We start from the raw sequence: 13,148 nt of genomic DNA on the forward strand, positions 1-13,148 counted from the left end.
TGTATAACCTCCCCCTCACTGCAAAGGTTTTCCAAAAAGCAATTAATCTATACTTTTCACAACAAACACGACGAAAAAACGCCTGAATAACATTGGTCAATCCCATGTCATTCAAGCGTTTTTCTGATTGATCAGCGCAACTTATGCACTGGTTATCTGATAGATCATTTGTTCATTTACACCAAACGTGTTGCAATTTCCTCTTTCAGTTGAGCGATAATCTCATCAAGCGGTTTCATGCCCAGATCGCCTTCTCCACGCTTACGCACGGATACCGCTTCTGCATTCCGTTCATTCTCACCGACAACAAACATATAAGGCATTTTCTCCAGCTGCGCCTCACGGATTTTATATCCAAGCTTCTCATTCCGCAGATCGGCTTCAGCAGAGATTCCCGCACGTTTCAGCTTCGCTTCCACTTCACGCGCATAATCGTCGAAGTTTCCGGATACCGGAATCACTTTCGCCTGAACCGGAGACAACCACAGCGGGAAAGCTCCTGCAAAGTTCTCCAGCAAGAATGCTGTGAAACGTTCCATTGTACTAATTACACCGCGGTGAATAACGACTGGACGATGTTTCTGTCCGTCATCTCCCACATATTCAAGTTCAAAGCGTTCAGGCAACAGGAAGTCCAGCTGGACAGTAGACAATGTCTCTTCTTTGCCCAGTGCTGTTTTGATCTGTACATCCAGCTTCGGACCGTAGAACGCCGCTTCACCTTCAGCTTCATAGAATGGAAGGTCAAGTTCTTCCACAACTTCACGCAGCATGCGTTGAGACATTTCCCACATCTCGTCGTTCTGGAAGTATTTTTCGGTATCCTTCGGATCGCGATAGGACAGACGGAAACGGTATTCGTTGATACCGAAATCCTTGTACACCGTTTGAATCAACTCGATAACACGAGCGAACTCTTCTTTGATCTGATCCGGGCGTGCAAAAATGTGTGAGTCGTTCAGTGTCATTGCACGTACACGGTGCAGACCTGTTAGCGCCCCCGACATTTCGTAACGGTGCATCATGCCAAGCTCGGCAATTCGGATTGGCAGATCACGGTAGCTGTGCATGCTGGACTTGTACACCATCATATGGTGAGGACAGTTCATTGGACGGAGAACGAGTTCCTCGTTATCCATAACCATTTTCGGGAACATATCTTCCTGGTAGTGCTCCCAGTGTCCGGATGTTTTGTACAATTCCACGTTACCCAGAACCGGTGTGTATACATGCTGGTATCCAAGACTTTCTTCCAGATCCACAATGTAACGTTCCAGAGTACGGCGCAGCTTCGCACCATTAGGCAACCAGATTGGCAGGCCTTGTCCGACCAGTTGGGAGAATGTGAACATTTCGAGCTCTTTACCCAGCTTGCGGTGATCCCTTTTGCGAGCTTCTTCAAGGAAGTGCAAATGCTCGTCCAGCTGTGCTTTTTTCACAAAAGCCGTACCATAGATACGTTGAAGCATTTTGTTTTTGCTATCTCCACGCCAGTAAGCACCCGCGACATTCATCAGTTTGAACACTTTAATTTTACTAGTCGATGGTACGTGAGGACCACGACACAAGTCGAAGAATTCACCTTGCTCATAAATCGTGATCACGCTGTCTTCTGGCAAGTCACGAATCAACTCAAGTTTGTACGGATCGCCTACTTCTTCGAACGTTTTGATCGCGTCCTCGCGGCTAACTTCCTTACGTACAATTGGCAAGTTCTCGTTCACAATACGTTCCATTTCCTTCTCGATCTTTTGCAGATCTTCAGGATTGAGCGCTTGTTCAAGATCCATATCATAGTAGAAACCATCTTCAATGACAGGGCCAATGCCGAGGCGTACCTCTTGGTTACCATATAAACGTTTCACTGCTTGAGCCATCAAGTGAGCAGTACTATGACGCATCACTTCAAGTCCTTCTGGTGAATCCAAAGTGACGATCTCCACCAATGCTCCTTCATGAAGTGTTGTGGACAAGTCCACCACGATGCCATCCAGTTTGCCGGCTACGGCATTTTTGCGCAATCCGCTGCTAATCGAAGCGGCTACGTCCTCAATGCTGCTGCCATCCGCGTACTCACGTACCGAACCATCCGGTAGTTTAATGTTAACTGCCATTTGTCTCATTCCTCCTGTAAATGTAACCTTCGTGTCCAGATGTTATGGACTGATTATCTATTGCTATTCCAGTCATTATGCAAAGGAACGCAAAAAACACCCGTCCCGGCAAAGGGACGAGTGATATATACTCGTGGTTCCACCCTAATTCAGCTGATTCATCCATATTCGGAAGTACAGCCCTCATTGGCATGACGATAACGGGCATGACCCGGCAGATCCTTACTCGCGGATAATCCCCAATAAAGGCGACATTCTAACTCCACTTTCAAAATTGCAGCTACAAAGGGGTAAACCATACGTGATAACCGGAGGAAATTTCAGCCTAGGTTCCTCTCTCTGCACCGATCTTGCGTGTGGTTGTTGTCTTTGTCAACGCTTTTGGTTCAATGGTTCACATGAAAAAATCATGGATCAACAGTTATTATAATTGCCGAGATCACTTGCGTCAAGACCTGTCAACAATCCCGAACGCAGCACTTCACATTCCGGGCAATGATGACATATTTGCACCTTGTCTTCAAAGATCTGGCATATGGTCGAGATGATCGGCAGATCCGGGGTGCGCGTATGCAGCATGACTTTCTCAGGAGAGATCGAAATAAGTGTACTTACAATCATATCTTCAATATCCATCTCCAGTTCCAGACCTGGCATCTCTACGACGACCTGTTCATCCTTTTGCACGGGTAACAGATTAAGTCCCGCATCAAGCACCTGAAATTCATGCATTCCCTTATGAACAAGATGGACTAGAGGTACTTTGGCTTCCTGAAAGAATACAAAATATTTTAACAGCCCCATAAACTCTTCATACTGCCGATCCATCCAGAACTCATCCAGCGCATACTCCACTAATTCCTGAAGCTCCTGCTTATATGGACGTATGCGGAAATTGATAATGCCTTCGAGGTGAAAAAAATGAACATCCTCCAGATCGTGCCTTAGTCCACTAGCCAACGTAGTACGGCGGCGTTCCCGAAGTCCGGGCTGATCCAGATCACCATTTAATAGTAGAGGCATGCATATCCGATTAACCTTCTCCACCTCATGCTCATCCATGACAGAACACGCCTTGGCGATCATATCCTCGACCATGTTCCGTTCGTGTGTCTCCATAATGAAGTCCGCGAGTCCAAGGGAGAGCAAATCACTGATCCGGGGAAGCCATTGCTGGAAGTCTTCGTGATTCTCATTCCCTCTGCACACCCAGGCTGCTCTTCCATCATTATGTTTGAAGGTGAGCCGAAATCCTCTTTTACTTATATGTAAACCTTTGGTTTTTTCCTTGACACAACGATAAAATTGATCTGCTTCCTCTTGCCCCGATACATCGGTCCATACAGCGAACAGTTCCACAAGAATCACTCCTTTCCTTCCTGTTCAAAGTATATGGCAAGGCCGATGGGGATATACGAAGCGGATTGATGGAAAGCGTGTCATGATTTCTCAGTATATTATGAAGAGGTTTGGAGTTAAGACAAAAATGTGTTATTATTTTAATAACAGTATGTTTCACGGAAAAGGAGGGAAGCCAAAATGAGACAACAACCTAGAATACTCCACTACACCATTATTATCATTTTGTGCGTTTTCCAAGCCTTGTGCTTCCCTATTCCGATGCAGTCCGAATCTGCCGTTGGGGTGTCTGTTGACGCAACTTCCAACAAGGAAGTGTTAGTACAAATACCCGAATCCCAGCAGAAACCTGTTATTCGCAAATATCCACAAGTTATGTCCAAGCTAATTGCGGTTACGCATAATAAGCCTGTCTTTCTTGTCCTCGCATTGTTACTGATGCTGCGAATCCCTACAACGGGTCTGTCCTTTAAACCGTGGTATTGTCTGTTCAAACGCAGATTATTTTTGCTGCCTATTAAGTTTACCAGCATGTATGTATCCCTCACCCCTACAGCACCAAAATACGTGAACGCTCTTCACTAACCGTTACGACGTATTTACAGGTTGCTTTTGCATGGAGACACCTCTGTATTTAAGACGGTGTGCTTGTGCATAACTTATAACCCTTTTAGCACACGTTAGATGAACGAATGTTTATGACAGTACCTATTTTTGTTGTACCCACACCGACAAATTCAAATCATATGGCTGTGTCAGGAATTTCTGGCTCTGTTTACCCGCATCATTTGATGTTCCTTTGAGCAGCAGATTATTCATTTTCGGGAAATAAGCCTGTCTTCTGTGGCCAGCCCCTAATCATAAGGAGGCAATAATCCATGGATGTACGCGAAACAGACTTGCCGGGAATCGGCAAAAAATTTCAGATTGAAACAAGCAGCGGTGATAAAATTGTCATTATTATTCACGATGACGGTCGCCGGGAAATGTACCACTTCGAGTATGATGATCCCGATCAAAGTATCTCGATGATTACGCTTGACGATTACGAAGCACGACAGATTGCTGCTATTGTTGGCGGATTGACTTACAAACCGAAGCAGCTCGAAAATATTGAAGTTACGTTTGACGACCTCATTATCGAGTGGTACAAAATCGAAGCATCCTTCGGATGTATCGGTAAATCCATCGGTGAATTGGACGTACGTCAAAACTCTGGGGCAACGGTAATCGCCGTTGTAGAGAAAAACCACAAAAAACATATCAGCCCAGGTCCGGAGGTAGTTATCAGTGCAGAATCCACGGTCGTAGCCGTTGGCGAACGCAATCAGCAGAAACTGTTTAAATCCCTCCTCCTGACTGGAAGGGGGTAAATAGATGGATCATCTGATATTCGAAGTAGGTCTGGCCCTTGTGCTCATTGCGGCAGCCGGCCTTTTATCGGCAAAACTAAGATTTTCGGTCGTTCCATTTTATATTCTGATCGGTATGGCCGTTGGCCCACATGCCATGAAAATCTGGCATCTGGACTTCCGTTTCATTGAAAGTCAGCCTTTTATTGATTTTATGGGTCGGATCGGTATTCTGTTCCTTCTCTTCTACCTTGGACTTGAATTCTCGGTAGGTCGTTTAATTAAATCGGGCCGCTCTATTGCAGTTGGCGGCTCGATCTACATCGGAATTAACTTTACGCTGGGATTATTATTCGGTTTTATGTCCGGCTTCCCGGCTGCAGAAGCACTCATTATCGCAGGTATAACCACCATCTCTTCCAGTGCCATCGTAGCTAAGGTGCTCGTCGATTTGAAACGAACGGCCAATCCGGAGACAGAGATGATACTGGGTATCATTATGTTCGAAGATGTATTCCTCGCTGTATATATCTCAATCTTGTCCGGACTTGTGCTTAGTGATTCATCCTCCATCGGAGGCGTCTTCATGTCCGCTCTCATTGCCCTAGGATTCATGCTTATCGTGATTATCCTTGGACGCAAAGCAACACCGTTACTAAACAAATTGCTTAAAATTCGATCGAATGAGCTATTCTCTCTCGTTGTATTCGGAGCCTTGTTCCTGGTAGCCGGTTTCTCTGAAACCATTCATGTTGCCGAAGCGATCGGTGCATTGCTGGTTGGACTGGTGCTTGCTGAAACAGAACATGCGAAACGGATTGAGCACTTGATTCTGCCGTTCCGTGACTTCTTCGGAGCAATCTTCTTCTTCAGCTTCGGATTGTCCATTGATCCGTTGTCCCTGGGTGGCGAAGCCGTATGGCTGGCTCTGATTGCAGTTGTTATTACATTGTTCGGTAACTTCCTCGCAGGTATGCTGGCTGGACGCAGTGCCGGACTATCGCCCAAAGCATCGGCCAATATTGGATTAACCATTGTGTCACGGGGTGAATTCTCCATCATCTTGGCGAACATGGGTAAGGCCGGTGGACTGTTACCAATGATTCAACCGTTTGCTGCATTGTATGTACTGATTCTGGCCATTCTGGGTCCTTTATTGACCAAAGAGTCCAAACACGTATTCCGTTTATTGGATAAAATATTCAAGTTCAAAGATACTCGGAAAAAGAAAGAAGAACCGAAGGTTCTGCAGAAAGAAGGATAATTCCTATGTCTGTACAGAACAGACATACTATCGTACTTCGCGGCTCTACGCCGATCTTTCTGTGATTAACCCAGGGAGAATGGCTCGAAAGCCGCACAAAGGAGGATGACCTATGAAAGCACCTCTGATATCGGCTAATCCGGTGCCAAACACCGCCAAGACCAGAATATCGTCTACCCGCCGCTGGTTAAACTTGTTGCTTGTGATTGCGGGCGGAATTCTGGCCTCCGTGGGACTTGAATTGTTCTTACACCCCAATAAAATCATTATTGGAGGCATTACAGGCATTTCCTCACTGTTCGCCCACTGGACCGAAATGAGGATTGGATTGTTCCTATTTTTATTCAATGTTCCGTTTATATTTCTGTCCTACAAGATTGTGCAGAAGAAATTTGTACTGGTAACTGTTCTAGGTCTGGTTGTCTTTTCGATCGGTGCCATTGTGCTTCATCCCATGCCGCCACTTGTAGAGCACCCGCTGGCTGCCGCCATGTTTGGCGGATTATGCCTCGGACTTGGAATTGGGCTCGTCGTGCGGTATGGTGGGACACTGGATACGCTGGAAATCGGTGATCCGTCTTCCCGTCCACCTGAACGTGTATTTAGCGGGAAACGGATGCTTATCGAAAAAATAATCATGCTGCTTAACTTGTTGATACTGACAGCCGCTGGTGTTGTCTTTGGCTGGGACCAAGCGATGTATTCCGTAATCGCCTATCTTATAGCTTATGAAATGGTGTACATTGCGTTCAGGGGCTTCTCTTCCAAACGCAAAATATGCATTTTGACCACGCAAAGCTCTCAAGTTGAAAAAGCTGTACGCAAACGGCTGCGCCGTGAACCTGGAACGCTGGAAGCAGCTTCTGACTCAACACAACTCGCTATGGCGGAAGGATGGATCAAACAGATCCCGGGTGCACTTTATTATGAGGTACACGTGCTGGAGATGATCTGGTTGAAGTCCATTGTGCGTCACATTGATCCACATGCGGGCATTGTAACGAATCCGGAAAAATAAAAAAACTAAAACGCTCTCTTCCCCTATGGATGGACAGTATTGTCCAACAAGGTCAGAGAGCGTTTTTTTCTGTTATTATAGTTCAACGATGGCTTTGACTACATGTGAATCTGGCAAAAGCCATTGGTCTATTGCCGTAGGTAGCTCATCAAATTCCACTCGGTGTGTGATGTACCCTTCCATGCTTAATTTCTTTTGACGCAAGGTGGACAGGACATGTTCAAAATCTTCATGGGTTGCGTTCCGACTGCCCAGGATACTCATCTCTCGCTTGTGAAACTCGGGATCATGAAAGGTAATATCCGCTTTCACTAGCCCTACAAAAATGAGCTGACCACTATGCGCCACATATTGAATGGCCTCATTCATGGAATTCACATTACCTGTTGCGTCAAAAACAGCCGTAGCATAGTCACCTCCGGTGATTTCAGCCACTTGTTCTACAGTACGTTCATTGGCCTGAACCAGATCATCCGCCCCAGCCCAAGTACGACTGAGCTCCAGCCTGTCCAGATTACGATCAACGGCAATAACACGTGCCCCCGCCTGTTTGGCGAATGCCATGACACCAAGTCCAATGGGGCCAGCTCCAATCACAACCACATGCTCACCAGGCTTGATTCCTGCTCTCCTGACGGCATGGGCACCAATGCTTAATGGTTCTACCATCGCCGTCTCATCCAGCGTCAAACCTTCTGCTGAGAGCAGATGTGAGACAGGCACGCTGATTCTTTCTCTCATGCCTCCGTCAACGTGCACACCCATGACTTGCATGGACACACAGCAATTGGTTTTTCCATTGCGACATGCAATACAGTGACCGCAATGCAGATACGGAATAATACTTACCTGATCCCCGGGCTGCAGCCCTGCATCGTTCGGACCGATCTCTTCAATAACAGCCGCCAGTTCATGACCGAGTACGCGAGGATAGGTAAAGAACGGCTGATTGCCTTTGTACGCATGCAGATCCGTTCCACAGATACCAATCCGTCGAATGGCAACCAGTGCCTCACCTTCTGCACGTTCCGGTTGAGGCAGGTCTTGGAGCTTTAAACGGTCTATTTCTTCACATACAATGGCTCTCATCGTTGTTCCCCCTTGGATGCTTCTGATGTCATGTTGTTATGCTCTGTATTATATTCAGGACGTCCGCTTGGCCACGTCTCATTATGCAATGGTGCCAGAATGCGCAACACTTCCTCCAGTAGGCCCTGATCTATCGGTTCTTCTACCCACGTTGCGTTATTGACGATATTGCGCTGGTTGGCACTGCTCACCAGTGTTGTGGGAATTCGTTCATTCGCCGTCGAGAATTGCACGGCCAGCTTGGCAATATCACTGCCTTGTTCTACACAGAAGCGGGCAGCCTTCAGGCAGAGTTGTTTCACCCGTTCATCTGCCGGATGCCAGGCAGGAGCACCTCGGGTACTTAACAAGCCCATAGAAAGAGGCGAAGCATTAACGAGGCCAACTTCCTTCTTTTCCAACAAAGGCAACAACGATAACAATGAAGTATCATTCAACGAATAATGACAATATGAGATGATGGCATCCGCATCGATCTGTGGCAGAACCTTCTCGAACAACGGCAAGGGCAATCCGCATATCCCCGCATGGCGAATAACTCCCTGCTCTTTCAGACGAAGCAATGTCGGAAAGGCCTCTTCGATAATAATCTCTGCTGGTACAAATTCAATATCATGCAGGAACAGAATATCGATATAGTCTGTATGCAGTCGATCCAAGCTCTCTTGCACACTATTCAGAATCCGCTGACGTGAAAAATCAAACTCATTTTCCCCATACCGTCCAGCTTTGGTTGATAAAATATACGAACTGCGTGGCAAGCTGCGAATGCCCTCACCCAGTACAGTCTCCGCCTTCGTCAGTCCGTAGTATGGTGAAACGTCTATGTATTTCATCCCCGCATCTACGGCCGCATGAACAGTGCGAATCCCTTCGTCCCGGTCAATGTCACGAAATACGGAACCGAGTGAGGATGCTCCAAAACTCAATACAGGTACGTCCAATTCCGTCTTTCCAAGTATTCTTCTCTTCATCGGTTGGCTTGCCCCTTCCCAGCATGTCTGACTACACAAGTTCCTTCTCATTGTAACAGTTCAATTTCAATATAAAATATCGGCAATTGCGTAAGATGTACTGTTTAATGACCTTGATCTGCGGAAAAATCAAAAAGCCCACCGTCTCTCCAAACGGAGTAGTCGGCGGGCTTGGCTTCATAAACACTCATCTACGATTAGCATTTATAAACGTATTTTCAAATAATTAATATTAGTTCTGCATTACGAAATCTTCATGCACGGAATTCTCTTCATCGAACATGCGCACGATGTCATATCGCGTGTTACGTTGTGCCGGAATATAACCAGACTCGCGAATCAAACGCAGAATGGATTCAATGTTAACTTTGTATGTTGCACCAGCAGCAGATACAACGTTCTCTTCGATCATCGTGCTACCGAAGTCATTACAGCCAAATTCAAGCGACTTCTTACCGATCTCAGGACCCATGGTTACCCAAGAGGATTGAATGTTCTTGATATTATCCAGCACCAGTCGGCTGATGGCTACAGTTTTCAAGTACTCTTCAGGAGTCTGACGCTCCAGCTTGAGGTTTGTATTATCCGGTTGGAAGGTCCAAGGAATGAATGCCAGGAAACCTTCGGAATCATACTTGTTCGCAATACATTCGTCCTGAGCTTCACGTACACGGAGCAAGTGCAATGCACGTTCTTCCATCGATTCACCAAGACCGATAACCATCGTTGCTGTGGTGTTCATACCGATGCGGTGTGCAGTTTGCATAACGTCCATCCAATCCCGCCATGAACCTTTCAAGCGGCTGATCTTCCGACGTGTGCGGTCATCCAGAATTTCAGCACCACCACCAGGCAAGGAATCCAGTCCAGCTTCGTGAATGGCACGAACAACCTCTTCCAATGTAAGTCCATCGGATACTTCAACCATTTTCATAATCTCAGCTGGTGAGAAAGAGTGCATCGTGATGTTCGGGAAACGCTCCTTGATGGCTTTCAACAGGTCTGTGTAATAACTGAAAGGCAGGTTTGGATTCGTTCCACCTTGCATCAGAATCTCGGTACCATTCACATCTTCCGTTTCCTGAATCTTCTGGAAAATGACTTCGTCCGGAAGCACGTAACCTTCATCCGAACCAGGTCTGCGGTAGAAAGCACAAAAACGGCAGTACACATCACACACGTTCGTGTAGTTGACGTTACGCCCAATTACGAATGTTCTGTATGGTTCAGGGTGCATGCGTTTCACAATGACATTAGCAGCTGCCCCGATTTTGTCCACTTCATTGGATTCAAATAGCTGAATCGTGTCTTCCAAGTCCAAACGTTCGCCCCGAAGGGCTTTATCTAAGATACGGTCTACCGTACTCATCGTAAAAAAGCCTCCCTCATGAAGAGAAATTATATAACGATCCGTCCCAACTTGTTCAAGAGAAGCAAGTTCTGGTGGCAACATCGTATTTCTGTACTCCACATATCGTAACACAGGTTACATGTGAAAAAAAGCACCTTATGAACAGGTGCTTTAAAAATAAGTAAAAATGTTTACATATGAAATCAAATTTATTCGATATTAAACGATACACTTAGGGGTATTCGCGGTACCCACTTTTCTAGGATTCCTGAAGTGCTTGTTCCAAATCGGCAATCAGATCATCAATGTCTTCCAGACCTACCGAGAAACGCAGCAATCCATCTGTAATGCCACGGTCACGACGAACCTCAGCTGGCATTGCCGCATGAGACATCATCGCTGGGTAAGACAGAATGCTCTCCACAGCTCCCAAGCTTACAGCAACAATGGGTAGCTTCACCCGGTTAAGGACTGCTTTTGCCCGATCCCCTGAACCGACGTCAAATGAAACGACAGCTCCATATCCTGTTGACTGGCTCTCATGCGCATCGCGGCCCGGATGATCCTCCAATCCAGGATAAAAGACAGCGGTAATATCACTACGTTCATTAAGCCATGCTGCCAATTTGGCTGTGCTCTGTTCACTGTGAGCCATGCGAGCCCCCAAGGTTTTCATCCCGCGCATCAGAAGCCAGGATTCTTGTGCTCCAAGTACAGTTCCGAGTCCATTTTGCAGCTGTTTCAGTTGTACGCCAAGTGATTCCGTGCGAGCAACGGCTAACCCTGCCAACACATCACTGTGACCCCCAAGAAACTTGGTAGCACTATGTACGACGATATCCACGCCAAGCTCTATTGGACGCTGATAGTAAGGTGTCATAAAGGTGTTATCCAGAATCGTAATCAGGTCATGTTCCTTCGACCAATTAGTCACGGCAGCGATATCCGTGATTCGCAGTGTCGGGTTGGACGGGGTTTCCATATAAACTGCCTTGGTGTTTGGCTTGAGCGCCGCTTTTACTTCATCTATATTGGTCATGTCTACAAAGGTCGTCTCGATCTGCATACGGCTCAATATGGAAGTAAGCAAACGATACGTACCTCCATATACATCTTCCGTTACAATCATGTGATCCCCTGCGGAGAACATCATGAACACGCTGGATATCGCGGCCATTCCCGATGAATAGGCGAATCCTCGTGCTCCACCTTCTAGCAGTGTGATGTAATCTTCCAAAGCCTGACGTGTCGGATTACCCGAACGACTGTAATCATGTTGAGGCGGATTGAAGATATCAAAATGATGGAACGTTGAAGCTTGATAGATCGGTACACTGGATGCTCCAGTCGTTTTGTCGATCTCATCACCGAAATGAAGCAATTTGGTATCAAATTTCAACTCGGAATTGGGCTTGTTGTTGGACTCACTCATGAGTGCACGCCTCCTTCAATTTCCTGTTGTGCAGCTGTCAGAGCATTGCCCAGATCTGCAATCAGATCATCCGCATGTTCAATGCCTACGGAGAACCGAAGCAGACGGTCATCCACACCTATGGCATCACGAATTTCAAGCGGTATGTCCGCATGAGTTTGTACTGCCGGATAAGTCATAAGTGATTCAACTCCGCCGAGACTTTCGGCAAAAGCAATGAGTTTGATATGACGCAGCAACGGTTCAACATACCGTGCATCCTTCACTTTGAAAGAGAAGATGCCTGTATTACCGGTAGATTGTTTGTTCTGTATCTCATACCCTGGATGATCCGACAGACCTGGATGATACACTTCAACCACCGCTGGATGCTCAAGCAAGTATTTGGCAATGGTAAGTGCATTGTGCTCATGACGCTCCATGCGAAGAGCCAGCGTTTTCATGCCTTTCATCAACTGGTAGGAGTCACTTGGAGATAATACGGCTCCAATGGAATTATGCAGGAAAGCCATTTCGGTGGATAATGCTTCACCCTTGGTTATGATCAATCCGGCCAGCACATCATTGTGTCCGCCCAGATATTTGGTAGCACTATGAATGATGATATCAGCACCCAATTCAATCGGACGTTGGAAAAATGGAGTCAACAACGTGTTGTCAACAATCGTCAATAGGTTGTAACCTTTCGCCCAGGAAGCAACAGCTTCCACATCTGTAATCATCATCAGCGGATTCGTTGGTGTCTCGATGAATACAGCTTTGGTATTCGGCTGACGAACATTTTCCAGTGCTGCAATATCATTTGTATCCACATAACTTGCTGTTACACCGAAACGGGACAAGATGCGTTCAAGCAGACGATAGGTTCCGCCATACAGATCCAGCGATACAATCAGATGATCTCCCTGACCAAACATGGCAAAGATGGTTTGCAGTGCGGCCATACCCGAGCTACAGGCAAACCCTGCATCGCCGGACTCCAGCGCTGCGGCTGCTTCTTCCAACACTTTGCGAGTTGGGTTGGTCGTACGAATATAATCAAACCCCGTGCTTTGTCCAAGCTTCGGGTGGCGAAACGCAGTGGATTGATAGATCGGAAAGTTAATGGCGCCTGTTACCGGTTCATTGATGGACCCAATTTGTGCTAAGCGGCTTTCGATTTTCAACTTGTTGTTGTCTTCCATTGCTGCATCCT

At 46.5% G+C, this 13,148-nt stretch carries 11 protein-coding genes; 4 read left to right on the plus strand and 7 right to left on the minus strand.

Going from position 1 to position 13,148, the window contains the following annotated elements; genetic code table 11:
- Positions 1 to 176: 176 nt before the first annotated feature.
- Positions 177 to 2,114 carry a threonine--tRNA ligase gene (thrS, locus tag OM416_RS13495; RefSeq protein ID WP_264929985.1) on the minus strand — a complete coding sequence of 646 codons (1,938 nt, stop codon included), beginning with the start codon at positions 2,112 to 2,114 and terminating at the stop codon, positions 177 to 179.
- 414 nt (positions 2,115 to 2,528) lie between these two features.
- Positions 2,529 to 3,482 (minus strand): putative sporulation protein YtxC, encoded by a 954-nt coding sequence (locus OM416_RS13500; RefSeq protein WP_264929987.1) that lies wholly within the window; start codon positions 3,480 to 3,482, stop codon positions 2,529 to 2,531.
- Positions 3,483 to 3,653: 171 nt separating this feature from the next.
- On the opposite strand from OM416_RS13500, the gene OM416_RS13505 reads away from it, so the two are divergent.
- From OM416_RS13505 to OM416_RS13520, 4 genes are all read left to right on the plus strand, one after another.
- Positions 3,654 to 4,058: a hypothetical protein gene (locus OM416_RS13505; protein WP_264929989.1), complete on the plus strand. Its 405-nt coding sequence runs from the start codon at positions 3,654 to 3,656 to the stop codon at positions 4,056 to 4,058.
- 293 nt (positions 4,059 to 4,351) lie between these two features.
- Positions 4,352 to 4,846, plus strand: a complete 495-nt coding sequence (locus tag OM416_RS13510; protein WP_062833468.1) for a cation:proton antiporter regulatory subunit — start codon at positions 4,352 to 4,354, stop codon at positions 4,844 to 4,846.
- Between the two features lie 4 nt (positions 4,847 to 4,850).
- Positions 4,851 to 6,089, plus strand: a complete 1,239-nt coding sequence (locus OM416_RS13515; protein ID WP_264929992.1) for a cation:proton antiporter — start codon at positions 4,851 to 4,853, stop codon at positions 6,087 to 6,089.
- A gap of 112 nt (positions 6,090 to 6,201) precedes the next feature.
- Positions 6,202 to 7,107 (plus strand): YitT family protein, encoded by a 906-nt coding sequence (locus OM416_RS13520; RefSeq protein WP_062833466.1) that lies wholly within the window; start codon positions 6,202 to 6,204, stop codon positions 7,105 to 7,107.
- 75 nt (positions 7,108 to 7,182) lie between these two features.
- On the opposite strand, the gene OM416_RS13525 is transcribed toward OM416_RS13520, so the two are convergent.
- From OM416_RS13525 to OM416_RS13545, 5 genes are all read right to left on the minus strand, one after another.
- Positions 7,183 to 8,196 carry a zinc-binding alcohol dehydrogenase family protein gene (locus tag OM416_RS13525; RefSeq protein ID WP_264929995.1) on the minus strand — a complete coding sequence of 338 codons (1,014 nt, stop codon included), beginning with the start codon at positions 8,194 to 8,196 and terminating at the stop codon, positions 7,183 to 7,185.
- Positions 8,193 to 9,170: an aldo/keto reductase gene (locus OM416_RS13530; RefSeq protein WP_264929997.1), complete on the minus strand. Its 978-nt coding sequence runs from the start codon at positions 9,168 to 9,170 to the stop codon at positions 8,193 to 8,195. Before OM416_RS13530 ends, OM416_RS13525 begins: the two co-directional genes overlap by 4 nt.
- Positions 9,171 to 9,402: 232 nt before the next feature.
- Complete coding sequence (mqnC, locus tag OM416_RS13535) at positions 9,403 to 10,539, minus strand: cyclic dehypoxanthinyl futalosine synthase (RefSeq protein WP_264929998.1); 1,137 nt, start codon at positions 10,537 to 10,539, stop codon at positions 9,403 to 9,405.
- A 241-nt stretch (positions 10,540 to 10,780) separates the two neighbouring features.
- The gene (locus OM416_RS13540) at positions 10,781 to 11,953 is read right to left on the minus strand and encodes a trans-sulfuration enzyme family protein (protein ID WP_264929999.1); all 1,173 of its coding nucleotides are present in this window, start codon (positions 11,951 to 11,953) and stop codon (positions 10,781 to 10,783) included.
- The gene (locus OM416_RS13545) at positions 11,950 to 13,137 is read right to left on the minus strand and encodes a PLP-dependent transferase (RefSeq protein WP_264930000.1); all 1,188 of its coding nucleotides are present in this window, start codon (positions 13,135 to 13,137) and stop codon (positions 11,950 to 11,952) included. The genes OM416_RS13540 and OM416_RS13545 overlap by 4 nt, the downstream gene beginning before the upstream one ends.
- Positions 13,138 to 13,148 lie beyond the last annotated feature (11 nt).

Origin of the sequence: Paenibacillus sp. LS1 (assembly GCF_026013365.1) — a bacterium.
Classification (GTDB): Bacteria; Bacillota; Bacilli; order Paenibacillales; family Paenibacillaceae; genus Paenibacillus.